Below are 23831 nucleotides of genomic sequence, written 5' to 3'. Positions count from 1 at the left end.
TGACATGAGCGACCTGGCGTTCGGCATAGACATCGGTGGTTCGGGCATCAAGGGGGCGCCCGTCGACCTCACGGTGGGCGACTACGCGGAGAAGCGGACCCGCATCCCGACCCCGCAACCCTCCACCCCACAGGCCGTGGCCGACGTGCTCGCGGAGCTCGTCGACGCCTACCACCTGCCCGACGACGTGCCGATCGGCGTCGCATTCCCCGCTCCGATGCAGCACGGCGTGGTGCGCTCCATGGCCAACCTCGACCAGTCCTGGACCGGCGTCGACCTGCCGGCGCTCGTGCAGCGCGCGACCGGCCGGCACGTGGTCGCGGTGAACGACGCCGACGCGGCGGGCGTGGGCGAGGTCCGCTACGGCGCGGCCCGCGACACCGACGGCGTGGTGCTGGTCGCGACGCTCGGCACCGGCATCGGCTCGGCCCTCGTGGTGGACGGCGTGCTGGTGCCGAACACCGAGCTGGGGCACCTCGAGATCGACGGGCACGACGCCGAGTCGCGCGCGGCCGACTCTGCGCGCGAGCGCGAGGACCTGTCCTGGGAGGCCTGGGCGGAGCGACTGCAGCGCTACTTCGGGGTGGTCGAGGACCTGCTCTCCCCCGACCTCATCGTCGTGGGCGGCGGCGTGAGCAAGCATCACGAGAAGTACCTGCCGCACCTGCACCTGCGGGCGCCGATCGTCCCGGCTCAGCTGCGCAACGCGGCCGGCATCGTCGGGGCGGCGGCCCTGGCCGCGGGGCGCTGAACCAGGGCACTTCGACACGGCGCTGAACGAACGACGCCACGGCAGCGCGCCCGGCCGCCGGGCCGGGCGCAGTCATTTCCGGGGGCGGGTCAGGCCTCCCGCGCGGCGCCGCCGTGCGCGGGCTGCGCGAACAGTGCGTCCACCCCGAGCATCTCGATGACGTTCCGGACCACCGCGGGCGGCTCCGGAAGAGAGACGGTCAGCCCGTCCTGCGTTCCGTAGGTGTACATCTGCATGAGGAACGCGACGCCGGTCGAGTCCATGAAGGTCACCTTGGACGTGTCGATGACGACCGCCTTCGCCCGCTCGAGGGCGTTGGCTATGGCAGCACTCGACTCACCGCGCAAAGAGACATCGATCTCTCCCCACATGCTCACGACGCTCGTACGGGCCTGTTCTTCGAACATGATCCCGCCCGTGCGCCCCCTGTTGTCGAATTCGGTGTTGCTCACTTGCATCGCCCCTGTTCATTGCTCCCCGACATGGCCGCCGGAACGGGTCGCCCGACCCCCCGGGCAACTCTGGGAGATTGCAACGCCTTCGTCGCGATCACGGGCAGCCTACATCCGTGAAGATCGCAAGTGGAACAGCCAGTAAGGGTTACATTTCAAGAACCCCAATGGTATAACCCGGTATTTCTCCGGGCAAACTAGCACAAGACTGCCGGTCAGATCGGACATATAGATACCGAGTTGGACATACGTCCAAGTAAAAAATTCACCAGAACTAATTCTCTGACGACCGATTTGGGCCATCCGGGCCCTCTGCGGCACCGGGATTGCGAACGTTCGGTGCGCTTTCCTTCTCCCACGCGTCGAGCTGCATAGTGAGCGCCTTGGCGAGCTCGAACACCTGCTGCGGGGGAATGCGCACGCGCGAAACCACCCGGCCCGGCACGGTGATCGAGGTGACTTCACCCGACTCGGGGTCGGACACCGGGCTCGGGGGCTGCTTCACGGCGATGAAGTCCAGGATGAACGACGTCGGCGTGTGCCAGACGGAGGCGAAGTCAGCCGGTACGCCGGTCTCCATCTCGTCGGGTACGTCGATCTGGAACTCCTGGGGCAGCTCGTCGGACGACACTGAGGCTCCTCGATAGGCCGGGCGGTGCACCCGACCGTACCGTGGGGCAGGTTGGTGCGACAGTGGAAACGGACTCGAGGGACATATGGTTCCGGACCAGCACCTGAACCGGATCCCAGGTCACAAAAAGATGCCGCGCCGTCCGGGTCCGCGGGACTAGACTCGCGCGTTCGCGCGGAACGTCCCGCGACGAGCTTCCCCGGCGCCGGCAGCCCTTGTTCCCGCACCTGCGCCGCCACCCCACCCCCGAGACCCTGGAGGTCCTCCCATGCCCGCCGACGCGTCCGAGCTCGCCACGGAGCGGGAGTTTCTGGCCGAAGCCAGGTCACAGCTCGGGCGGATGCGCGACCGGGTCGCCGCTCTCGACGGCAGCTACGCGGGCAACTGGGTGAGCGCGGAGATCCTGGAAGCCACGCTCGCGCGCAGGATGGAGCAGCTCACCGACGACCCGGAGATCCCGCTCTTCTTCGGCCGCATCGACCTCGTCGCGGGCGAGACCTCCCCCACCGGCGAGTCCTTCCACATCGGGCGCCGCCACGTGTCCGACCCGGACGGCGAGCCCATGGTCGTGGACTGGCGCGCTCCCGTCAGCACGCCGTTCTACCGGGCCACGGCCAAGGAGCCGATGGGCATCTCCGCACGGCGCCGCTACGGGTTCGCCCGGGGCCATCTCACGGCGTTCGAGGACGAGTCGCTGACCCGGCCCGAGCTGACCGGCGACCTTTCCGACGGCGACCTTTCCGACGGCGACGGCGACGCGCACTCGGAGATCCTCGAGGCCGAGATCGAGCGCCCGCGCTCGGGCCCCATGCGCGACATCGTCGCGACGATCCAGCCCGAACAGGACGTCATCGTGCGCATGCCGCTCGAGAGCACGCTCGTGGTCCAGGGTGCGCCGGGCACGGGAAAGACCGCCGTGGGCCTGCACCGCGCGGCCTACCTCCTGTACGCGCACCGCGACCAGCTCACACGCCGGGGCGTGCTCGTCGTCGGGCCGAACAAGAGCTTCCTGCGGTACATCCGCGACGTCCTGCCCGCCCTGGGCGAGATCCACGCCCGCCAGGCGACCATCGAGGAGATCGTGGGCGACCACGCCCCGGTCCGCGCCACCGAGCCCGCCGACGTCGCGACCCTCAAGGGCGACGGGCGGCTGGCCGAGGTATTGCGCCGCGCTGTCTGGTCCCACGTCGGCACCCCGGAGGAGACCCTGGTGCTGCCCCGCGGCTCGTTCCGCTGGCGAGTCGCGGCGTACGAGGCGCGCGAGGCCGTCGAGCAGGTCCGGGCGCGCGACGTGCGCTACGCGCTGGGCGCGGCCCAGCTCCGGCACGCCCTCGCGCACCGGGTGCTGGTGCAGATCGAGGAGACCGGCGACGCCCTCGACGACAAGGCGTGGGACGTGCTGGCCCGGACCAAGCCCGTGCGGGACTACGCCGCCGCCGTCTGGCCCGCGGTCGAGCCGCGCCGGCTGCTCCACCGGCTGCTGTCCGACCCGGAGTTCCTCGCCGAGCACGCCGACGGCGTCCTCACCGAGGACGAGCAGGCGCTCCTGATCTGGGCGCGACCGCCGCGCACGGCGGGCTCCGCCCGCTGGACGACGGCCGACCTGGTGCTGCTCGACGAGATCACAGACCTGCTGGACCGGACCGAGTCCGTGGCGCACATCGTGGTCGACGAGGCGCAGGACCTGTCCGCGATGATGCTGCGTGCCCTCGGCCGGCGGGCCGCCACCGGCTCGCTCACCGTGCTCGGCGACCTCGCCCAGGCCACCACGCCCTGGGCGGCGCGCGACTGGGCCGACGTGCTGGAGCACCTGGCCAAGCCCGACGGGCACGTCGAACAGCTCACGGCCGGGTTCCGCGTGCCCGCCGACGTGATCGAGCTCGCCGCGCGGCTCCTGCCGAGCATCGCGCCCGGCCTGGAGCCGCCGCGGGCCGTGCGGCGCGCCCGCGGACGCCTCACGATCACTCCGGCGCCGCTCGACGACGTGCTGGTCGGCGTCGGCATCGCGGACCTGGAGGGCTCGGTCGGCCTGATCGTGCCCGACGCCGCCGTGCCGCAGGTCCGCGACACGCTCGCCGCCGTCGGCCTGACGTACGCCGTCGTGGGCGAGCAGGACGACGCCGAGCCGGACGCGGGCCCAGTGGCCGACGGTGACGGGCCGGACGGGGATGCGGCCGACGGGGCGCCGGACGACGGTTCCGAGTTCGACTTCCACCTGGACCTGGTGCCCGCCTCGCTGGCGAAGGGTCTGGAGTTCGACCACGTGGTGCTGCACGACCCGGCCGCGATCGTCGCGGGCGAGCCCAACCACGCCACCGGGCTGCGCCGCCTCTACGTCTGCCTCACCCGAGCGGTCACGTCGCTCGTGGTGCGGCACGACGACGACCTGCCGCCCGAGCTCGGTCTCGGGGACCGGGACGAGATGGTCGCGGTCACGGGCGTCCGGTACCCCCTCGGGACGGCGTGAGCCGAGCTCAGGGCTCGACGGGCTCCCCCGTCGGGTCGTCTGCCACCAGCGGGGCCAGCTCGGCCCCGCCCACGGGCTCGGCCACCCACGAGACCAGCCGCCAGCCGCTCTCGGGGTCACCCTCGACCTCGACCGTGCCGGTGTTGGCCAGCGGCGTCCGCTCGGCGTGGTCGACGTCCACGCCACCCACGCGGGCGGCCGCCCACGCGCGGATCGCGGCGCCGTGCGAGACGGCGACGACGCTGTCGGCACCCTGCGCGGCGAGCTGCGCGATCGCGTCGTCGTACCGCTGCAGGAACGCGCGCCCGTCGGGCGCGCCCGGCATGGCACGGCTGACGTCGCCACGCGCCCAGGCGAACAGGGTGTCGAGGTAGCGCAGGTGCGCCTCGTGCGAGTCGGCCATCTCGAGGTCGCCGGCCTCGATCTCGCGCAGGCCGGGGAGCTTCACCGGCTCGATCCCGCGGTCCTTCGCCAGCGGCGCGGCCGTGAACGACGTCCGGATCATGGACGAGACCGCGATCGCGCCGATCTCGCGGTCCCGGAGCGCGCCCGGGACCGCGGCCGCCTGCTTCTCGCCGAGCAGGGTCAGCCCGGGGCCGGGAACCGCGGTGTCGAGCAGGCCCTTCACGTTCGACGGGGTCTGTCCGTGACGCAGCAGCAGAAGTCGCATGGGCGCATTCTCCCTGACGGCGCCCGATAGGTCCGCACTCGTCCGTGGCTCAGCCGTGGGGTCAGCCGTGCCAGGTCCGGCAGCAGGTCCGGTGTCCCCTCCCGCCCGACGGACCGGACGACCGGATGCTAATTTCGAGAGGTGGCTGACGACGCGCCGCACGGCCCGCTGATCGCCCGTCCGGCGCGGTGGGCGCTGGGCCGGGTCGAGCGTACTGGCGGGTTCGTCACCCGCATGACCTGGCACCTCGTCGACGGCTCGTCGGTCCGCTGGGCGTCGCGAGCCGTGCGCCGCCGGGGCCGGGTCGAGGTCCGCGACGCCAGCGGCGCCCTGGCGCGCGTCGTCGGGGCGGAGCCCACCACCGCGGCCCGCCTGGCCCGGGCCAACGTGGTCGCGGGCGTGGCCTTCATGATCGGCGGTGCGATGTTCGCCCTGGGCCCGCTGCTCGCCCAGCTCGGCGTCGGCAGCATCCGGGCCGTCGACACGGTCTACCTGGTGGGCGGGCTGTTCTTCAGCACCGGCGGTTACGCCTCGGTGGTGCAGGCGTCGAACGCACCCACCGCGATCGACGAGCACGGCACCCTGAGCGCCACGGCGTGGCGGTGGTGGGCCTGGCTGCCGCGGCAGATCGGCTGGCTCAGCGTGGCCGTGCTGTTCGCCGGCACCCTGTTCTTCGGGGTCAGCCTGGTCGCCGCTTTCGCGTCCGACCTGACGGCGCGGCAGTCCAACGGCTGGATCTGGCTGCCCGACATGACGGGCTGCGTCTGCTTCCTCCTGTCGGGGCACCTCGCCCTGCTGGAGGTGTGCCACGGTCGCATCGGGGTACGGCCGCGCGAGCTCGGCTGGTGGGTGGTGGCCGTCAACCAGGTGGGCTCGGTGTTCTTCTTCCTGGCCGGGCTCGCGGCGTTCACCCGGCCGGCGACCTCGACCGTGGTCGCCGCGGGACTGGTCAACTGGGGCACGCTCGTCGGAGCGGTCTGCTTCGTCGTCGGCGGGGCGCTGCAGCTCGGCGAGCGCCCGGACCAATGAGTGCCCGGCCCCGGAAGTTCGCCCGCCCACCGGTCGACGACGTCCGGGGCCCATGCTTGACTCGAAAGCATGGGCACGCGTGACGAGCGCACGACGGCGCTGTACGGCAACCGCTTCCTGACCGAGGAAGTTCCGTCCACGGTGTTTCCGGACACCGGCATGAGTCCCACCGACACCATGCGGATGCTGGGCGAGGACCTCGCGCTCGAGGGCGACCCGATGCGCAACCTCGCGACCTTCGTCACCACGTGGATGGAGCCCGAGGCTCAGCGGATCATCGCGGAGAACCTGCACCGCAACTTCATCGACCACGCCGAGTACCCGATCTCGGCGGAGATCGAGCAGCGGTGCGTGCGGATGCTCGCCGACCTGTTCCACGCGCCCGGCGAGACCACCGGCTGCCGCACGCAGGGGTCGTCCGAGGCGATCATGCTCGGCGCGCTGTCACTGAAGTGGAAGTGGAAGGAGCGGCGCCAGGCCGCCGGGGAGCCCGTGGACCGCCCCAACCTCGTGTTCGGCGGCGACGTGCACGTGGTCTGGGAGAAGTTCTGCCGCTACTTCGACGTCGAACCCCGGATCATCCCCCTGGGCGTGGACAAGTACACGATCGGGCCCGACGACGTGGCCCCGTACCTCGACGAGAACACCATCGGCGTGGCCGCGGTGCTCGGCACCACGTTCACCGGGCACATGGACGACATCGTCGGCATCAACCAGCTGCTCCTGGACGTCAGGCGTGATCGCGGGCTCGACATCCCGCTGCACGTCGACGGCGCCAGCGGCGGTTTCGTCTGGCCGTTCCTGTACCCCGACTCCCGCTGGGACTTCCGGCTGGAGCAGGTGCGGTCCATCAACGTGTCCGGCCACAAGTACGGACTGGTCTACCCCGGGATCGGCTGGCTCGTCTTCCGCGAGACGTCCGACCTGGCGCAGGACCTCGTCTTCTACGAGAACTACCTGGGCAAGACCGACGCGACCTTCACGCTGAACTTCTCGACCGGCGCGGCCATGGTGCTCGCGCAGTACTACAACTTCGTGCGGCTCGGGCGCGAGGGCTACACCTACGTGATGACGCAGATGCAGCAGAACGCCCGGGTGCTGGCGGCCAACCTGCGCGACACCGGCCGGTTCGAGGTGATCGGCGACGACGCCGAGCAGCTCCCGCTGGTGGCGTTCCGGCTCGCGGGCGACCACGTCGGGTACGACGAGTCGGACATCGCCTGGCAGCTCTCGGCGGAGCGCGGCTGGATGGTCCCGGCGTACACGCTGCCGCCGGACGCGCAGGACGTGAAGATCCTCCGGGCCCTGGTCAAGGAGACCATGAGCCGGGCGCAGGTCGACCGGCTCACCGAGGACATCGAGGAGGCGTGCAAGACCCTCGACCTGAAGGGCGGCGCGCACCCCAAGGAGCGCCGTCAGGCCAAGACCGGCACGGGTTACTGAGGCGCGGGCAGCGGGTCGTCGTCGTAGGCGGGCAGGCCGTCGATGCTCGTCCGGTTCTTGGCCCGGCGGTACTCCTGCTGCCCTTCCTCGCCCTTGCGCTCGAAGTACGGGCCGACCAGTCCGCGCTCGCCCTCGTAGGACATGAGCGGCACGCCCCAGCCGCAGCTGTCGGAGACCCGCTCGACGTCCACCACGACGACGGCGCGGGCGCCGGGAACGTCGGTGAAGCGGGCCGCGAGCGCCGCGTACCCGTCGTCGTACCGGCTGACGACGCGGCCGGTGCCGTGCAGGCGGACGATGTTCGGCGGGCCGTCGAAGGCGCAGAACATAATGGTGATGCGGCCGTTCTCCCGCAGGTGCGCCACGGTCTCGCTGCCGCTGCCCGTGCCGTCGAGCCAGGCGAACGTGTGGTCGTCCAGCACGGCGAACGTGCCGGGTATGCCGCGCGGCGAGAGGTTGACGTGCCCGTGCTCTGCCAGCGGCGCCGTGGCCACGAAGAACATGGGCTGCCGCTCGACGAACTCGCGGAGCCGGCCTTCGATCCGTTCGTGCAGCTTCATGCCCGCATGCTGCCACGGCGCCGGGCGACGGCGTCTACCTGCCCACGCGGCGTCGGACGGCGATGAGGAGCGCGCCGAGGAGCACCGCGGCCGTCGCGGTTCCCGCCAGGACGGCGGCGGGCGAGCCGGTCACGGCGAGCGAGCCCGGTCCGTCGTCGGGCGTGCCGGGAGTTCCCGGCGTACCCGGGGTGCCCGGGGTGCCAGGCGTGGGTGTGGCCGACGGCGCCGGGGTGCTCGGCGACGGAGTGTCCGACGGCGAGGGACCGGGGCTGCTGGGGCTGGGGCTCGGGGTGCTCGGGCTGGGGCTCGGGGACGGCCCGGGGGTGCTGGCAGACGGGGAGGGGCTGGGGCTCGGGCCGGGCTCCTCGTCGTCGCACAGGAGCAGGCCACCGAACGTGTGGTGGTGGATCTCGCCGCCGCCCGAGGTGGTGACGCCGTCGGCGAACCACTGGCCGTTGGTGGTGATCCCGGAGGCGAACTCGACCGTGGCGTTCGGGGCCCAGATCGCGCCCAGCTCCAGGCCGTCCACGGTGACGGTCCCGGTCACGGCGGACAGGTCGAGCATGATGTAGCGCGCGTAGTCCTGCTGCTCGCCGCTGCCGGCGGACCAGCCCTCGAAGTCGAGCGGCCCGATCGTGGTGGTGCCCTCGGGCACGCGGATCACGAGCGGCGCCTGCGCCGTCGGCACGTAGCCGTCGGCGCGGTCCATCTTGACGGTCGCGCCGGCGACGTCCGCGTAGTCGATGACGTTGGGCATCGTGGTGGAGAAGCCGGAGACGTAGACGAGCCCGCCCTCCTCCTCGACGGTCACGGCATTGGACAGCTCCGGGTTGCCGTACATCGAGGCGAGGCACTCGTTCGTCCGCTCGACGTCCGCCTCCAGATCGGGGAAGTAGTCCGCGACCGCGGCCTGCTCGGTCTGCAGGTCGGAGACGGCGAAGTCGGCGTACGGGGCGGCCTTGAGGTCGAGGAACCCGCCCTCCGGGTTGGTCACGCGGGGAAAGTCGCCGCCCGCGTTGTTGCCTACGCCGCCGCCGCGCACCTGGGCGGTGAGCCCCGTGGTGTCCGCGAGCTTGGCGAGCGCGTTCGCCTCGGGGCTGGAGGTGGCGATGGTCCCGGAGTCGTCGCGGTTCGAGATGTCGAAGGAGCCGGTGCCGGTGAACGTGCCGGCGAGGATCCGCACCGGGGCGCCGTCGACCAGGGGCACGGTGTAGTCGGCCCGGCCTGCCGACTGGTGGAGCACGTCGTATCCGTTCGGGTCGTCCGACGAGATGCTGCCGAAGGCGGCGACGGAGCCCTCCAGCTCGGCGTTCCCGAGGTGCGCGTTCCCGGTCGTGAGGATCGTGAAGTCGCTGTTCACGTCGAACGGGTTGTACGTCGAGACCGCGGCCTGCGCGGCGATCACGCCCGGGACGCCGGCCAGGGCGCCCAGCCCGGCGATCGTGGCCATCCCGGCCAGCCCGACGACGGCGGCCGCGGCCGCCACGACGCGCCCACGACGAACACCGCTCCTGAAGAAACTCACGTGTGTGCCCCCTGCACTCCGGCCGCGCGAGGACCGCGACCTCGGCGGCGCAGACGCGCCGTCGCTGGCGACCATAACGCCGGGCCAAAGAACCCGAAACTGCCAAACCGACGTTTGGCGCAAACGCATACATCGGTCTGGATATATCGGGCTGACTGGATTGCTCGTCGGATGCTCGGAGGTTGGAGTGCTCGGAGGTTGGAGTGCTCGGGCACCGGAGTGGTCAGGGGTCGGGGTGGTCAGGGGTCGGTCCGAGGTGCCCGATAGTGTCGGCAGCATGCTCCTGCTCGAGACCGAACGCCTGCTGCTGCGGCCCTGGCGCGTGTCCGAGGCCGCCGTGCAGCACGAGATGTGGACCGAGCGCGACCCTCGCGTGCCCCCGCACCGCCGGATCGGCGCCGACGGCCGGCCGACGGTCGAGGACGTCGCCCGGTGGATCGAGGACACCGCCGAACCGTCGACGCTCGGGCTGCCGGCGCTGGAGCTGAAGGGCTCGGGGGACGTGATCGGCTACTGCGGCCTGATCACCGGCTCCCAGGTGCCGGACGACGAACCCGAGCTCGCGTTCGAGCTGCTGCGCCGCGCCTGGGGCCACGGGTACGCGACCGAGGCCGCGTGGGCGGTGCTCGGCTGGGCACGGGAGTCGGGTTACGAGCGGCTGTGGGCCACGGTCCGGGCCTGGAACGACGCCTCGCTCCGCGTGCTGGCGAAGGTCGGGTTCACCGAGTCGGGGCGCGTCGAGCCGGACGCGGTGCACGGGGACTCACTGTTTCTCACCAGGGAGCTGTGAGGGCGCCGTCCGTCACTCGGCGTCGGAGAAGCCGTCCGTCACTGGGCGTCGAAGAACATGTCCGGGCGCCCCAGGAACCTCTTCCAGAGGGCGACCGACTCCAGCTCCGACCAGGTGCGCTCGGCGATGCCGTCGTCGGTCATCTCCAGGATCTGCGCGCCGGGGATCGCCGCGACCAGCGGGGAGTGCGTCGCGTAGATGACCTGCGCGTCGTGGTCGGCCACGAGGTCCTGCAGCCGGTACAGCAGCTGGAGGGTCGACTCGAACGACAGCGGCCCCTCGGCCTCGTCGAGCAGGTAGAGGCCGGGGCCGGCGAACCTGCCGGAGATCGCCTGGAGGTAGGACTCGCCGTGGCTGACCTCCGTCGAGAGCTTGTCACCGTAGCCGCTCACCCCGGCGCCGGTCATGAACTCCAGCATCCCGGCGGCGGTCTCGGCGCGCAGGTAGAAGCCCTTCGCCTTCTGCCGGAGCATCCGGGCCCCGGCGATCGACCGGTCCAGCACGAGCGCCTCGCCGAGCGGGCTCGGCTCCAGCTCGCTCGCGTACCTACGGCCCCCGTGGCCGCCACGGACGTCGATTCCGTACTGCTCCGCGATCGCCTCGAGCACGGTGGACTTGCCGGACCCGTTGGCCCCCATCAGGACGACGATCCCGCTGGTCAGCCGCACACCGCGGGCCGCGATCTCGGCGACGGCCGGCACGGTCCACGGCCACACGCCCCGCTCGACCTGGGCGGGCCTGACGCTCAGTCGCTCGATCAGCACCCGGACAGGCTACCGACCCTCGGGGTCCTCCATCCGGGACCGGAGCACGTCGAACTCACAACCTGGTGCGTCGGGGTCGAAGCCATGCTCGATCAGCCAGCGCGACGCCGTCAGGCTGCGCAGCGACCACCAGGCACGGATCACGTCCCGGTCCACGTCGTCGCCGTAGCCGGCGAGCAGGTCGTCGAGGCGCTCCTCGTGTCCGAGCGTCAGGATGGCGAGGTCGAACATGGCGTCGCCGGGGGCCGCCTCGGACCAGTCGATGACGCCGGTGACCTCGTCGCCGTCGACGAACACATGGGTGATCTGCAGGTCGCCGTGGATGAACGCGGGCGTCCACGGCCGGAGCGCGGCCTCCGCGATCTCGCGGTTGCGCCGCACCACCTCGGCGGGCAGCGCGCCGCTGGAGAGCAGCCACTCGCACTCCGTGTCGAGCTCGGCCGCGACGTCGTCGAGCGCGCGCCCCGGCCACGGCGGCAGGGGCGCGTCGTGCAGCTTCCGGATCGCGGCTCCCGCCGCTGCCCACGCGGCCGACGACGCCTCCGACGGCGCGCCGAGCACGCCGAGCGCCGTGCCGGACACGGCGGCGATCGCGAGCGCAGGGGGTTCGCGCCAGAGGATAGCGGGGGTCGGGATCGGCGCCAGGGCCATGGCCCGCACCTCGACGTCGGCGTGGGCCAGGTCGCCGTCGACCTTCAGGAAGATGTCGCCGACGCGCAGCGTCGCGCGCTGGCTGTGGGCGACGACGACCTCGACCTGATCCGTGCCAGCCTTGTCCATGCCGGCCATCCTGACGGAGGCGGCCGCGGATCTCGCCGTTTTTTGCGCTAGTCGCGTCCCCTGTCGAGCAGTGCCCTGGCCATGCGGTCGACGTTGTCGGCGAGCTGGTAGACGCCGACGACCAGCTGAATGGCGCCAACGATGATCGCGGTGCCGCCGATGAACACGAGGAGCACCAACGTCTCCGAGTTGGGCACCATGCGAAGCCCCAGGATGAGGAAGAGGGGACGGCCGCGCCACCGAGGATCAGGCCGAGCCCCAGTGCGAGAGAGCCCGCGGAACCGTGGACCTTCTGCTCCGTGGAGTCGGCGTTCGCGGAACCGATCGTCTCGTCGCTCATGGGGTGAAGGGTGCCATCGAACCGCACGGGAAACTACGAAAGCACGCCCGCGCGGCCCGGCCGTCAGCGCCGGACCCGGCGGTCCACCGCGATCCAGTTCGTCTCCCACGTCGCGCCGTCGTCGGCCGAGAACGCCTGCTCGAACCTCGCTTCGTCCTTGCTCACGCGGGTGATGAGGAACCGCACCTTGATCGGCCGGTCGCCGAGGTGGTCGTCGCCGTAGAACGTGCCGACGCCGTCGTGGAATCCGCCGTACACCGCCGGGGCGAGCAGCCCGTCGCGCATGTTGACGAACGTGAGGCTCCACCGCTGGGCCTGCGGTTCGTACAGCCTGAGGTTGAGCGCGTCGATCCGGCCGTCCGGCCCCGAGACCTCGAACTCGACGACGTTGGCCCGCCCGTCGGAGAGCGGACGCACGATGCTGGTCCCGCTGAACTCGAGCCACTCGTCCGGGGACTCGGAGAGCGGGTCGGCGAGCACCCGCACCGACGATCGCCAGGTGCCGATCTCCCAGTCGAAGTCCCGTTGGCCGTCGACGGCGGTGGACGTGGGATGTGGTGAGGCGTCACCCGCCGCCGTCGTCGCGAAGAACGCCATCGTGAAGAAGAAGGTGGCGGAAAGTCCTGCGGTCAGGATTTTGCGGTATGGAATGGTCATGGGTTCGACTATCGAGCGGAGCTCTGTCGTGAACAAGAAGGCACCTGCGGGTAACCCCTCGCGCCCCAACCCCTTGCCGGGCTGCCCGATGGCGGCGGCGTTCAGCGCGATCGGTGGCAAGTGGAAGCTGACGCTGCTCTACTGGCTCGCCCACGGAGAGTCCAACTTCGCCGGTCTGCGCCGCAGGAGCGCGCCCATCACGCCCAAGGTGCTGGCCGAGCAGCTGCGCGAGCTCGAGGCCGACGGACTCGTCGAACGCGTGGTGACCGGGCCTGTCCCGGCGCCTGTCATCTACCGGCTGACGCCGTACGGGGCGACAGTGCTGCCCGTCGTCGAAGGGGTCAGGGTGTGGGGTGAGGCCCACCTGGTGCGTACGGATGGCACGGCGGCGTCGGACCTGGCGATGAGTTGCGCCGACACGATCGGGTAGCCGGTACGGATGGTCGTGCCGATGAGTTCCCCGCGGTGCGCCGGTCTGCGCTGGGAGACCCGACCGACGGAAGGTACAGAGCCATGCGGAAACTGCTCTACGGCATGAACCTGAGCGTGGACGGCTACATCTCCGCGCCCGGCGACGACCTGGGCTGGAGCGAGCCGAACGACGAGCTGTTCCAGTGGTGGCTGGGCGAGGAGCGGGCCATCGAGCTGTTCCTGTACGGGCGCCGGCTGTGGGAGACCATGAGCTCGTACTGGCCGACGGGCGACCAGCAGCCGGGCGCCACTCCGACAGACATCGAGTTCGCGCGGAACTGGCGGGACACACCGAAGGTGGTGTTCTCGTCGACCCTCGACGAGGTCGACTGGAACGCCCGGCTGTTCGCCGGCGACGCGGTCGCCGAGATCGCCCGGCTCAAGGCCGGGGACGGCGGGCCGATGCGGGTCGGTGGAGCGAAGCTGGCCGCGGCGGCCATGCGGGCCGGGCTGATCGACGAGTACACGATCGTCACCCATCCGGTCCTGGTGGGTGGTGGCGCACCGTTCTTCACCGTGCTGGACAGCTGGGTGAACCTGAACCTGGTGGAGACGCGGGCGTTTCCTGGCGGAGTGGTCATGAACCGGTACGAGACGAGGCGCTGAACCACGCTTACCGGCGTTCACCGCCTGTGGCGTCAAGGATCTGGCCCGTGACCCAGCGGGCATCGCGGGAGGCGAGCAGGGCGACGACGTCCCCGACGTCGGCGTGGCGGCGAGGAACTGCGCGAGTTCTCGCCGGATGACCGCGGTCGATCCGAGAGGGTGACAGCGTCGACGGGCCGGAAGCCCCAGCGGCGACGGCGGAACTCGTCCCCAACGAGCGAGCGACGAGGTCGACGTCGTGCTGGAAGGCGCCGGCAACCTGGGTATCGACGGATCGCGGATCGGGGAGCTCGGTCCACCCGGCACGTTCCGGTGGGCGCAACAACGGCCGGGATCGATGGAACCCCACCGACCCCGGCCGCTCTCAAGGATCGCCGAGCCGCGCGGTCGCGCTACGCGCCGTATCCCCCGTCGATCCTCAGCACTGCGCCGGTGACGTACGAGGCCTGCGGGCTGGCGAGGAAGACGACGCCGGCGGCGATCTCCTCCGGCCTGGCGTACCGCCCCATCGCCGCCGTCGGAAGGAACATGGATGCCGCAGGGCCGTCGGCGGGGTTTCCTTCCGTGTCGACGAACCCGGGCTGGATGACGTTCACCGTGATGCCCCGATGCGCCAGATCACGTGCCGCGCCCCGGCTGTATCCCTCAAGGGCCGACTTCGTGCCCGCGTAGTACGCCATCCCCCGGAAACCCGCCCGAGTGCCCACACCCGAGCTGACGCACAGAGCGGACAGCAGGTCACCACAGGATGGGGTCGAGCTGGTCCTGCGCGGTCATGAACAGAGCGTGGGTCTCGCGAGAGGCGTTCCGGGTGCTGGCGTTCGCGATGGCGATGAGCCCGGACCTGGCCGCCGTGGGGAAGTACGCCGCGTGTTTCGTGTTCTCTGCTGCCCGTGATAGAAACGCCTGATCGGGCGTCTACGCAGGTCGCCCCCGATTTCGATGGATAATTTGGATGAATGTCGACGGGTGGAGGGGCATGCCTGACCTGGAACCGCAGCGGAGCGGGGGCCGGGTCGCGCTGGTGGACCTGACCGGTGCGGAGGACATGACTGCGGCACTGCGCAAGCTGCAGGACCAGTGGGGGCCGGTGGCCCCCGTGGACCTGGAGCCAGGCGTACCGGGCTGGCTCGTGCTGGGGCACGCCGAGGTCATGGAGGTGATGCGCACCGAGAGCGTCTTCGCCCGGAACCCACGGCACTGGAGAGAGCAGCTACCACCGCAGTCGACCCTGCACGCCATCCTGTCCCCGACCGGACGGCGGAACCTGTACTTCTCGGACGGCGCGGAGCACCGGCGGCTGCGGCTCCCGGTGGACGAGGCGTTCGCCGACATGGACGAGGTCCGGACGGCAGCGCTCGTGCGCGTCGTCTGCGCCCGGCTCATCGACTCGTTCGCTGCCAAGGGCAGTGCGGACCTGATGGGCGAGTATGCGGCGGCGGTGTCGTTCCTGGCGGTGTCGGGCATGTTCGGCTTCGACGAGCGGCAGGGGGTCGACCTGTTGCGCTGCGCGAGCGAGATCTTCGGGCACGGCGGCGATCCCGCGTCAGCCCTGGTCCGGATGGACCAGATCGTGATGGATCACGTCATCGCGACCCGGGCGGAGCCAGGCCCGAACCTGACCACCAGCTTCATCGAGCACCCGAATTTCGAGGACGACACCGAGATCGTGCACTCCATGGTGATCGCGATCTGCGCGGCCAACGAGATGCTCGTGACCTGGATCGCGGCCACGCTTCGCCGCATGCTCACCGACCCCCGGTACACCGGCCGCGTCACCGGCGTGCGCCGCGGCCTGGACGACGCGATGGACGAGACGCTGTGGAGCGAGCCGCCCGTGGCGAACCTGCCCGCCCGGTACGCCGTGACCGACTGCACCCTCGGTACCGCCCAGATCCGCGCCGGTGACGCGATAGTGATGGGCGTGGCCGCCGCGAACAACGACCCGCGGGTACGCACCAGCGACGACCTCTTCGAGGCGGGCAACCGGTCGCACCTGTCCTTCGGCGTCGGGCCGCACGCGTGCCCCGCCAAGCGCCCCGGGCGGCTCGTGGTCAAGATCGCGGTGGAGAGCCTGATGGAGCGGCTCGACCTGAGGCTCACCGACCCGGTGGTGAAGTGGGCGCCGTCGCCGTGGTCGCGCTACCCGTCCACGCTGCCGGTGACGTTCACTCCCGAGCGCCAGGCCGCCCGCACGCCTGCCCGCGTCTGACCTGCCCCTGGAGCGTCAGACAGCATCGACGTGCGCCTTGCCGTTGACGCAAGTCTTCGTGCGCCGTGCCCGCGCCGGGTTCGCCGTCGGGGACCTGCATCTTGCAGCATGAACTCGAGGTTCCAGCGTGCCTCGTCGAGGATGTTGGCGACTGCACCTCTCCGCCGGCCGGCCCGGCAATGACGGTGTCGTTCGTGACGAACCGACAGGGAGTCTTCGACACCGGGGTCGGCGTGGCAGGCGGTTGCCGAGGCTGCCAGGTTGCGCCAACGGCGCACAAGACTACCCACACTGTCACATGGCCGCCTCATAGCCACTTCTTTACGCAACTGTCACACGGCGACCCGCAAGGGCCGAATGTTCTGCCCGGTATGCACGTTATGTTTAACGTTGTCCATCGGCAGACGAGATGGTGTCATGGCTGAAGAAGGAGCCCCCAGTGCCTGACCACAGCGGTAGATCCCGGAAGACAACAGACGCCGTCGCAGCCAGTTCGGACCGCAATGCCCGCCGCCGCGTGACCAAGCTGATCCGGCATCTGAGCACGCCCGAAGGGCGCGCCGACCCCCACGCCGTCTACGACGAGCTGCGGGCCATGGGGCCGGCGGTACGCATGCCGTGGGGAGCCTGGATGGTCACCTCGCACGGCGCGAGCCACGAGGTGCTCAGCGGATCCGGCTGGCGCACCGTGGACGCCGCCTGGCGCACCGCGCGCCAGCCGACGTGGGTGCGGCACCCGGGCCTGAAGTTCCTGCACGACTCCGCGCTCGGCACGAACCCGCCCGGGCACGCCGGGCTGCGCCGCAGCCTCGGCTCGTTCGTCTCGCCGCAGTCGGTCGCTGACCTCACACCGCAGATCGTCCAGACCGTCCACGAGTACCTCGACCGGTTCGATGCGGTGCTGCGCGCCGACGGCGAGGCGGACTTCGGGGCCCTGGTCGGCGACCGGCTGCCCATGGCGGTGCTCTGCATCGTTCTCGGGCTGCCGCGCGAGGACATCCCGCTGCTGTGCGAGATGAGCCGCATGCTCTCGAACGTGCACGACCTCGCGCCGAGCAAGGCGCGGATGGCGCAGGCCGACCGCGCGGGCAAGCTGTGGAACGCGTACTGGGAACAGCTCGTAGCCCAGCCCAGACCCCGGCTCGCGGAGGACTCCCCGCTGGGAGAGTGGCTCGACACAGAGACCGACCCCGCGGTGCGCGCGGTGGCCGGCTCCCAGCTCAACGTCATGATCGAGGCGGGCCTCGAGACGACGACGTCCCTGCTGTCCGACGGCATGGTGCAGCTCCTGCGCCGGCCCGACCAGGCCACGTGGATGCTCGAGCACCCGGAAGCCGTGCACGGCGCCGTCGAGGAGCTGGTCCGTTTCGTATCGCCCGTACAGCTCATGACCCGGTACGCGGCGCAGGACACGGAGCTGCCGGGCGGCATCCCGGTGGCAGCCGGGCAGATCGTGCACGCCGTGGTCGCCGCGGCCAACCACGACCCCGACGCCTACGACTCGCCGCACGACCTGAACCTCTCGCGCCCGCCCCGCCGCAACCTCGCCTTCGGCGTGGGCATGCACTACTGCCTGGGCGCGCCGCTGGCCCGTCTGGAAGCGACGACACTGTTCCCCGAGGTGCTGCAGCGGTTCGATCTCGAGTTCGCCGGGCCAGTGGGCTACGACGAGACCCTCGCCTTCCGCGGAACACGTTCGGTGCCGGTACGGCGGCGACCCCGTCCAGCCGCGACCGCGGGTGCCGGTGCGGCGGTGGCCGCCGGTGAGAGCGCGTCCGCCGCTGGACCCGTCGTGGTCAACCGCGAGGACGCCGTGCTGGTGGTGACCCTCACGCGGCCCGACGGCGACAACCGGCTCGACCGAGCGACGCTGACCGCACTGGGCGACGTGCTCACGACGCTGCCCGACGACGTCGCCGCCGTCGTGCTGCGCGCCGAAGGGCGCCACTTCTGCATAGGCGGCGACCTGGACGAGCTCGGCCAGCTCGCCACCAACGACCCCGACGGCTACCGCAACCTCGTCGAGCTCAGCGACGAGGTGCTGCGCGCCTGGCGCACCTGCCCGGCGGTGACAGTCGCGGCGCTGCACGGCAACGTCGCCGGAACAGGGCTCGGGCTGGCGGTCGCGAGCGACCTGCGCGTGGCCGCCGAGGACGCACGGTTCCGCGCGCCCGAGACGGTCGTCAGCATCCCGGTGGGTCCGAGCGAGGTGCTGGACCGCCTGGTCGCCGAGATCGGTTCCGGCTGGACCCGCGCGATGCTGCTGCTCGGCGATGCCATCAACGCCCAGGAGGCGTTGGAGGGCGGGCTCGTGCAATCCGTCGTCCCGACCGAGAACGTGTGGAACGAGGCCAAGCGCCTGGCCCGGCGCATCGCCCGGCGCGACCGGGAGGCTATCCGCGTCACCAAGCAGACGATGGCCCGGCTTCCGCACGACGGTCCCGATCCGACGGAGGGCACCGACGTGTGGGAAGCACCACTGGCCCAGGCCCTGCGGCGCCGGATCACCCTAGGCAACGCGAGGTAGCGAGCCCTCATCGACGAAAGGCCGGCGGGGCCAGCGACAATGCTGGCCCCGGAACGCCTACTGGTATCACCACGGCCTTCAGGCCAGGCGACCATGGCGCAACTGCGTACGTGATCTCGCCCCTGGAAGCCTCCGACTGATGCTCCGATTCAGGTCAGGGCCTTAAAAGCGGACGAGCCGGTCTGTACGCCGGGTTCTGTTCCCGCGCGCGGTTACCCCCGCGCGGGCGACGGTCATCCATCTAGGCCCTGCGTTGCCGCAGGGCTCGAGCGGTCTACCCGACTGTGCTTCTCCGAGGAGAATCGGGCGAGCAGCCCTCGAACACAGTCTGTCTGACCTTGCTCCAGGTGGGGTTTACCTAGCCGCCGCCGTCACCGGTGGCGCTGGTGGTCTCTTACACCACCGTTTCACCCTTACCCCCAGTCCGAGGACCGAGGGCGGTCTGTTTTCTGTGGCACTGTCCCGCGGGTCACCCCGGGTGGCTGTTAACCACCACCTTGCCCTGTGGAGCCCGGACGTTCCTCGGCGGGCACCCGAGGGTGCCCGACGCGACCGCCCGACCGACTCGTCCGCAGGTAGAAGAGTACCGTCAACTCTCCGCACCGCCCGCCGGTTCAGACGTCCACGCGATAGCTCAGCGCCAGCTCGTCCCCCGATACCCCGCGAATCCCCCAGTTCTCGCGCGGGCTCTCCAGGATCACGACCTCCAGGTCGTCCGCGGACAGCCCGAGGCGCGGGGCGACGTCGTCGTACAGCGCAGCGATCAGTGCCCGCCTCGCCTCGGGGCTGCGTCCGGTGAAGCAGACGATCTCGACGATCAGGTAGGCGTCCGAACGCGGGGCGACCAGGTCGCCGTCGTCCAGCAGGAGAAAACGGTGGAACCGCTTCTCCGCGGGGAGCTGCCAGGTGCGCACGAGCGCCTCGTGCAGCGCATCGGAGATCTCCGCCCGCCGCCCGCTCCACACCGACCGGTTCCCGTACACCTTGATCTGCGCCATGCGCGTCAGCCTAAAGCGATGCTGCTGCCCACCGGAACAACGAGGTGAACGTAGGGTTCGTCGGCGTCTGAGCCGTCAGAACGCGACGATCTCTACGTTCGCCGGCTGCGCCGTTCCACAGTCACTAGCCGCGGAACGGCGTGACCGGCCTCATGCGCGCGCACCTGGGTCCGCGACCTAGGCTGGGCGGGTGCTCCTGCTCCTTCCGCCCTCCGAGGGCAAGACGCCCGCGCCCGACGGCGCCGCTCCCCTCGACCTGGCCGCTCTCGCCCACCCGGAGCTCACGGCCCGACGCCGCCAGGTGCTGACCGAGCTGGCGCAGGTCAGCGCGCGCCCGGGTGCAACGACGGCCCTCGGGGTCAGCGACGGGCTCGCCGAGGAGGTGGCGCGCAACACCGCGCTGCAGGAGGCGCCCGCGGCGCCCGCCGCCCAGGTCTACACCGGCGTCCTGTACGCGGCGGCCGGACTGGCCGGCCTGCCCGACGCCGCCGCGCGGCGCGCGCAGGAGAGCGTCCTGACCTTTTCAGGGCTGTGGGGCGTGGTCGCGCCCGGCGACCGCATCCCCGCCTACCGGCTCGGCATGGGTGTGGGCCTACCCGACGCCGGCCGGCTCGCCACGTTCTGGAAGCCCGCCCTGACCGAGGTGCTGGACGCGCGGGCCGCGGGCGACGTCGTCGTCGACTGCCGGTCCGCGACGTACGTCGCGGCGTGGAAGCCGCGCACCACTCCCGGGCCGGGCGGGGAGCCGCCCGCCGAGTGGGTGGAGGTGCGCGTGCTGCGCGAGACGAACGGCAAGCGGACCGTGGTGTCGCACAACGCCAAGCACACGCGCGGTGTGCTCGCCGGGCACCTGCTGCGGCGTGAGTCCGAGGCCCGGACCAGCGAGGACGTGCTCAAGGCCGCCCAGGAGCTGGTCGGTTCGGTGGTGCTGACCGAGATCGGCTCGGGCAAGGACCAGACGCTGATCGAGGCGAACCTGCTGGACGGCAAGCCCCGCGGGCCGCGGACGCTGGAGCTCGTGCTGGCGTAGGGCGTGGGCTGGTCGGTCTGTTCGAGGCGGCAGGGTCGAGGCGGCAGGGTCGAGGGGTCGCGATCGACCTTCTCCTTCGAGGCCTAAGTTTCTTCGCTTTCGGGCGGGTGAAAGCGAAGAAACTTAGGCCTCGAAAGAGGGAAGAGGGTCGAAACCCTGGCGCAGGAGCCAACCGACCGGTTGGATGTGCGGTCATGAGGATCACCAGCCTGACGAGCGCCCGAATCGCAGTGGCCGCGGCGTTCTTCGCGCAGGGCTTCGTCTTCATCAGCCTCACCACCCGGCTGCCGCGGTTCCTGGAGCAGTGGGGCATGGACGAGGTGGCGCTGTCGCTCCTGCTGCTCATGATGGTGCTGCTCGCGGGGGTCGGATCCCTGGTCGCCGAGCGTGCTGCGCACCGCCTCGGCAGTGCGCCGATGCTCCGCCTGGGGCTCGCCCTCATGGTCGTCGCCGTCCCCACGATCACGCTCGCTCCCGCGATGGCGTTCTTCGTGGGCGGGGTGGCGCTCTACGGCATCGCGCTCGGCCTGGTCGACGCCACCACGAACATGCAGGCCGTCGACCTCGAGCACCGGTACGGCCGGCCCATCCTGCCGTCATCCCACGGCTACTGGACCACGGGCGGCATCACCGCCGCGATCATCGCCCTGGCCACCGGGCATCTCTCGCCCGAGGTGGGCGCGGCCGTGGCCGTGGTCCCGCTCGCGATCGCGTTCGCGCGGTTCCTCCCGCGGGTCGCGTCCGGGGCGGGGACGCCCGGGCTGATCAGCCCAGTTCCGGGTCCGACCCCGGGTCCGACGACGGCGGGGGCCGGCTCTCCCGGCGTCGGCTACCCGGACGCCGTCTCCCCCGGCGTCGGCTCACCCGGCACCAGCACGGACGCGGCCCCGGTCCCGTGGCGGCCGATCTGGCTGGTCGGGGCCGGACTGGTCGTCTTCTACATGGTCGACACCACGGCGTCGGCCTGGGGCCCCGTCTACCTGGCGCGGTCCTTCGACGCGCCCGGCAACCTCGTCGCCCTGGCGACCTTCCCCTACCTCTTGACGTCGATCGTGGTGCGTCTCGCGGGCGGGCAGCTCGTGACCCGGTTCGGTGTGGTGCCGCTGCTCCGGATCGGCGCGGTCGTGGCCTGCGGCGCCCTCACCCTCGTCGCGCTCGCGCCGACCTGGCAGGTCGCGGTCGCCGGGTTCACAGTCCTCGGCGCGGCGGTCGCCCTCGTCGCGCCGCTCAGCTTCTCGGCGGCGGGGCGCATCGCGTCCGGCCCTGCGTCCAGTACCGCGTCCGGCCCTGCGTCCCGCCGGGCGGACGGCGGGGCGGACGGCGGCGTGTCCGCCGGGACGTCCGGCCGCGCGTCGGCCACGCCGTCAGCCAACGCGTGGGACACGGCGTCAGGCACGGGCGACGTCGTCGAACCCGACCGTGCCCGCACCGACGCCGTGATAGCGCGCTTCAACCAGTTCAACTACGTGGGCGCGCTGCTCGGCTCGGTACTGACCGGCTTCGTCGGCGCCGAGAACCTGCGGCTCGGCTTCGCCCTGCCGGCCATCCTGGTGCTAGCCCTGGTGCCGCTCGCCCCGGCGTTCGCGCGAGGGGCACTCAGCCGCCGGTAGCTCAGCGTTGGTAACTCAGCCGTCGGTAGGGACGCCGGCGGCGGTCACCTCGGTGCTGCCGTCCTCCCACAGGCGCAGCACCGACAGCGACGCCGGCGGGATCCGCAGCCGGGACCAGGTCGCGGCGGGCGCGCCCAGCGCCTGCCCGACGGCGGTCCGGATCTGCCCGGCGTGCCCCACCACCACGACGGTGCGATCCACGCCACCTGCCAGCAGCTCGGCCAGCCCATCCCACACGCGGGCGCCGAGCTGCGCGTACGACTCGCCGCCCGGCGGCTCGAACGTGCCGGTCGAACGCCACTGCGCCAGCGCGCCGGGCCACCCCTGCTCGATCTCCGGCACGGTGCGCCCCTCCCACTGCCCGAACCGGAACTCGGCGAACCGGTCGTCCGTGCTGACGTGCAGCCCGAGGCGCCGTCCGACGGCGGCCGCCGTCTCCTGGGCGCGCACGGCCGGGGACGCGACGAGCGCCGTCGGGCGGGGCAGGTCCGGCCAGAGGCCGCCGCCGCGCATCCCGCCCGACGACGCCGCCCCCGCCCTGGGCGCACGCCCGACGCGGAACACGGCGTCCGCGGCCTGAGCCGCCTGGATCCGGCCGCGGGCGCTCAACGGCGGGCCCGGGACGTCAGACCCCGAGCCGACGCCGGCCTCCGTCAGCGCGGTGACGCCGTGCCGCACGAGGACCACGGTGAGCGGGTGTGCGTCGTCCAGGCGCGGGGACACTCCCGCAGGGTGGGTCATCCGGCGGCGGCACCCGTCGGGGAGGCGACGCGCACCAGGATGCGGCCGCACTCCTCGCAGCGCACCACGGCGTCGGGTGCGGCGCTGCGGATCTTGTCCAGGTCGACGGGCGGCAGGTCCATGCGGCAGCCGTCGCAGCGGTTGCCGTTCAGCACCGCGGCGCCCGTGCCGCCGAGCTGCGCGCGCAACTTCTCGTAGAGGGCGACCAGGCCCGCGTCGAGGCCCTCGACCGCGGTGACGCGGCTGGCCGCGAGCGCCGCTGCCTGCGCGTCGAGGTCGGCCCAACCCTTGTCGCGCTCCCCCTCGACCTTGGTCTTCTCCGTGACGAGCTCGTCGTTCGCGGCCTCGACCTTGGCCAGCGCGTCCTCGTGCGCGTCGAGGCGCTCCATGACGTCGAGCTCGACCTCCTCGAGCGCGGCCTGGCGCGTGGCGAGCGAGCGGAGCTCATCGGTCAGCGCGACGGCGTCCTTGGCGCTCACGCTGCCCGTGTCGAGCCGCTGCTGGTCGCGTGCGGCGCGGTTGCGCACCTGTTCGACGTCGCCCTCGGCCTTGGTGAGCTCACGCTTCAGGTCTGCCACCCGGGTGCGCGACTCGACGAGCGAGGCACGCAGGTCGGCGATGCGGCCCTCGAGCTCGGTCAGCTGCGCGAGCGCGGGCAGGCTCTTGCGCTGGTGCTCGAGCTGCTGAGCGCGGGTGTCGAGCGCCTGGACCTCCAGCAGCCTGCGCTGGTCTTCGGGTGGTGCAGTTGCCACGGGAGGCGTCCTCTCGGTCGTGATC

Annotated in this window: 24 protein-coding genes and 1 other RNA gene; 11 read left to right on the top strand and 14 right to left on the bottom strand. The window is 71.5% G+C overall.

What is annotated here, in order from left to right:
- The first annotated feature begins 4 nt into the window (after window positions 1-4).
- A complete protein-coding gene (gene ppgK / locus ACH47X_RS08660; protein WP_397403328.1) occupies window positions 5-751 on the top strand; it encodes a polyphosphate--glucose phosphotransferase in 747 nt (248 codons plus the stop codon).
- 89 nt (window positions 752-840) lie between these two features.
- Here the strand turns inward: ppgK and ACH47X_RS08655 are convergent, their stop codons facing one another.
- Together ACH47X_RS08655 and ACH47X_RS08650 are read right to left on the bottom strand one after the other, a co-directional pair.
- Window positions 841-1209 (bottom strand): STAS domain-containing protein, encoded by a 369-nt coding sequence (locus ACH47X_RS08655; protein ID WP_397403326.1) that lies wholly within the window; start codon window positions 1207-1209, stop codon window positions 841-843.
- 268 nt (window positions 1210-1477) lie between these two features.
- The gene (locus ACH47X_RS08650; RefSeq protein WP_036968624.1) at window positions 1478-1834 is read right to left on the bottom strand and encodes a DUF3467 domain-containing protein; all 357 of its coding nucleotides are present in this window, start codon (window positions 1832-1834) and stop codon (window positions 1478-1480) included.
- A 268-nt stretch (window positions 1835-2102) separates the two neighbouring features.
- Between ACH47X_RS08650 and ACH47X_RS08645 the strand changes: the two genes are divergently transcribed.
- Window positions 2103-4301 (top strand): HelD family protein, encoded by a 2199-nt coding sequence (locus ACH47X_RS08645; protein WP_397403324.1) that lies wholly within the window; start codon window positions 2103-2105, stop codon window positions 4299-4301.
- 7 nt (window positions 4302-4308) lie between these two features.
- On the opposite strand, the gene ACH47X_RS08640 is transcribed toward ACH47X_RS08645, so the two are convergent.
- Complete coding sequence (locus ACH47X_RS08640; protein ID WP_397403322.1) at window positions 4309-4971, bottom strand: histidine phosphatase family protein; 663 nt, start codon at window positions 4969-4971, stop codon at window positions 4309-4311.
- A 141-nt stretch (window positions 4972-5112) separates the two neighbouring features.
- On the opposite strand from ACH47X_RS08640, the gene ACH47X_RS08635 reads away from it, so the two are divergent.
- Window positions 5113-6000: a hypothetical protein gene (locus tag ACH47X_RS08635; RefSeq protein WP_397403320.1), complete on the top strand. Its 888-nt coding sequence runs from the start codon at window positions 5113-5115 to the stop codon at window positions 5998-6000.
- A gap of 69 nt (window positions 6001-6069) precedes the next feature.
- Window positions 6070-7443: a glutamate decarboxylase gene (locus tag ACH47X_RS08630; RefSeq protein WP_036962963.1), complete on the top strand. Its 1374-nt coding sequence runs from the start codon at window positions 6070-6072 to the stop codon at window positions 7441-7443.
- On the opposite strand, the gene ACH47X_RS08625 is transcribed toward ACH47X_RS08630, so the two are convergent.
- Window positions 7437-8003, bottom strand: coding sequence for a pyridoxamine 5'-phosphate oxidase family protein (locus ACH47X_RS08625; RefSeq protein WP_397403318.1), 567 nt, complete (start codon window positions 8001-8003; stop codon window positions 7437-7439). The two genes, ACH47X_RS08630 and ACH47X_RS08625, sit on opposite strands and share 7 nt — an antisense overlap.
- 34 nt (window positions 8004-8037) lie before the next feature.
- Window positions 8038-9528, bottom strand: a complete 1491-nt coding sequence (locus ACH47X_RS08620; protein WP_397403316.1) for a collagen-binding domain-containing protein — start codon at window positions 9526-9528, stop codon at window positions 8038-8040.
- A 277-nt stretch (window positions 9529-9805) separates the two neighbouring features.
- On the opposite strand from ACH47X_RS08620, the gene ACH47X_RS08615 reads away from it, so the two are divergent.
- Window positions 9806-10318, top strand: a complete 513-nt coding sequence (locus ACH47X_RS08615; RefSeq protein WP_397403314.1) for a GNAT family N-acetyltransferase — start codon at window positions 9806-9808, stop codon at window positions 10316-10318.
- Between the two features lie 38 nt (window positions 10319-10356).
- Here the strand turns inward: ACH47X_RS08615 and ACH47X_RS08610 are convergent, their stop codons facing one another.
- The 4 genes from ACH47X_RS08610 to ACH47X_RS08595 all read right to left on the bottom strand — a co-directional run bounded on the left by ACH47X_RS08610 (window position 10357) and on the right by ACH47X_RS08595 (window position 12859).
- Window positions 10357-11082 (bottom strand): AAA family ATPase, encoded by a 726-nt coding sequence (locus ACH47X_RS08610; RefSeq protein ID WP_397403312.1) that lies wholly within the window; start codon window positions 11080-11082, stop codon window positions 10357-10359.
- Window positions 11083-11091: 9 nt separating this feature from the next.
- Window positions 11092-11862, bottom strand: a complete 771-nt coding sequence (locus ACH47X_RS08605; protein WP_397403310.1) for a phosphotransferase family protein — start codon at window positions 11860-11862, stop codon at window positions 11092-11094.
- 47 nt (window positions 11863-11909) lie between these two features.
- A complete protein-coding gene (locus tag ACH47X_RS08600) occupies window positions 11910-12062 on the bottom strand; it encodes a hypothetical protein (protein WP_397403308.1) in 153 nt (50 codons plus the stop codon).
- A 203-nt stretch (window positions 12063-12265) separates the two neighbouring features.
- Complete coding sequence (locus tag ACH47X_RS08595) at window positions 12266-12859, bottom strand: hypothetical protein (protein WP_397403306.1); 594 nt, start codon at window positions 12857-12859, stop codon at window positions 12266-12268.
- 28 nt (window positions 12860-12887) lie between these two features.
- On the opposite strand from ACH47X_RS08595, the gene ACH47X_RS08590 reads away from it, so the two are divergent.
- Window positions 12888-13289, top strand: a complete 402-nt coding sequence (locus ACH47X_RS08590; RefSeq protein ID WP_397403304.1) for a winged helix-turn-helix transcriptional regulator — start codon at window positions 12888-12890, stop codon at window positions 13287-13289.
- 83 nt (window positions 13290-13372) lie between these two features.
- Window positions 13373-13936 (top strand): dihydrofolate reductase family protein, encoded by a 564-nt coding sequence (locus tag ACH47X_RS08585; protein ID WP_397403301.1) that lies wholly within the window; start codon window positions 13373-13375, stop codon window positions 13934-13936.
- A gap of 392 nt (window positions 13937-14328) precedes the next feature.
- On the opposite strand, the gene ACH47X_RS08580 is transcribed toward ACH47X_RS08585, so the two are convergent.
- Complete coding sequence (locus tag ACH47X_RS08580; protein ID WP_397403488.1) at window positions 14329-14661, bottom strand: SDR family oxidoreductase; 333 nt, start codon at window positions 14659-14661, stop codon at window positions 14329-14331.
- A 254-nt stretch (window positions 14662-14915) separates the two neighbouring features.
- Here ACH47X_RS08580 and ACH47X_RS08575 point away from each other — a divergent pair, with 254 nt between their 5' ends.
- Complete coding sequence (locus ACH47X_RS08575) at window positions 14916-16148, top strand: cytochrome P450 family protein (RefSeq protein WP_051432866.1); 1233 nt, start codon at window positions 14916-14918, stop codon at window positions 16146-16148.
- A gap of 517 nt (window positions 16149-16665) precedes the next feature.
- Window positions 16666-18675: a cytochrome P450 gene (locus tag ACH47X_RS08570; protein ID WP_397403297.1), complete on the top strand. Its 2010-nt coding sequence runs from the start codon at window positions 16666-16668 to the stop codon at window positions 18673-18675.
- A gap of 169 nt (window positions 18676-18844) precedes the next feature.
- On the opposite strand, the gene rnpB is transcribed toward ACH47X_RS08570, so the two are convergent.
- Window positions 18845-19243, bottom strand: an RNA gene (rnpB, locus tag ACH47X_RS08565) — RNase P RNA component class A.
- 46 nt (window positions 19244-19289) lie between these two features.
- Window positions 19290-19673, bottom strand: a complete 384-nt coding sequence (locus ACH47X_RS08560; protein WP_397403295.1) for a tautomerase family protein — start codon at window positions 19671-19673, stop codon at window positions 19290-19292.
- A gap of 190 nt (window positions 19674-19863) precedes the next feature.
- On the opposite strand from ACH47X_RS08560, the gene ACH47X_RS08555 reads away from it, so the two are divergent.
- Both ACH47X_RS08555 and ACH47X_RS08550 read left to right on the top strand, forming a co-directional pair.
- Entirely contained in the window at window positions 19864-20703 is an 840-nt protein-coding gene (locus ACH47X_RS08555; protein WP_397403293.1) for a YaaA family protein, read from the top strand.
- 8 nt (window positions 20704-20711) lie between these two features.
- Complete coding sequence (locus tag ACH47X_RS08550; RefSeq protein WP_397403486.1) at window positions 20712-22313, top strand: MFS transporter; 1602 nt, start codon at window positions 20712-20714, stop codon at window positions 22311-22313.
- A gap of 15 nt (window positions 22314-22328) precedes the next feature.
- Here ACH47X_RS08550 and ACH47X_RS08545 read toward each other — a convergent pair whose 3' ends face one another.
- Together ACH47X_RS08545 and ACH47X_RS08540 are read right to left on the bottom strand one after the other, a co-directional pair.
- Window positions 22329-23036 carry a histidine phosphatase family protein gene (locus ACH47X_RS08545; protein ID WP_397403291.1) on the bottom strand — a complete coding sequence of 236 codons (708 nt, stop codon included), beginning with the start codon at window positions 23034-23036 and terminating at the stop codon, window positions 22329-22331.
- A 14-nt stretch (window positions 23037-23050) separates the two neighbouring features.
- On the bottom strand, window positions 23051-23806 hold the full coding sequence (locus tag ACH47X_RS08540; protein ID WP_036962943.1) for a zinc ribbon domain-containing protein: 756 nt from the start codon (window positions 23804-23806) through the stop codon (window positions 23051-23053).
- Window positions 23807-23831: the final 25 nt, after the last annotated feature.

Origin of the sequence: Promicromonospora kroppenstedtii, assembly GCF_044389675.1 — a bacterium.
In the GTDB taxonomy this organism is placed as follows: domain Bacteria; phylum Actinomycetota; class Actinomycetes; order Actinomycetales; family Cellulomonadaceae; genus Promicromonospora; species Promicromonospora kroppenstedtii.
Note: the sequence above shows the minus strand (reverse complement) of the source record. Positions and strands in the feature narration are given on the sequence as shown.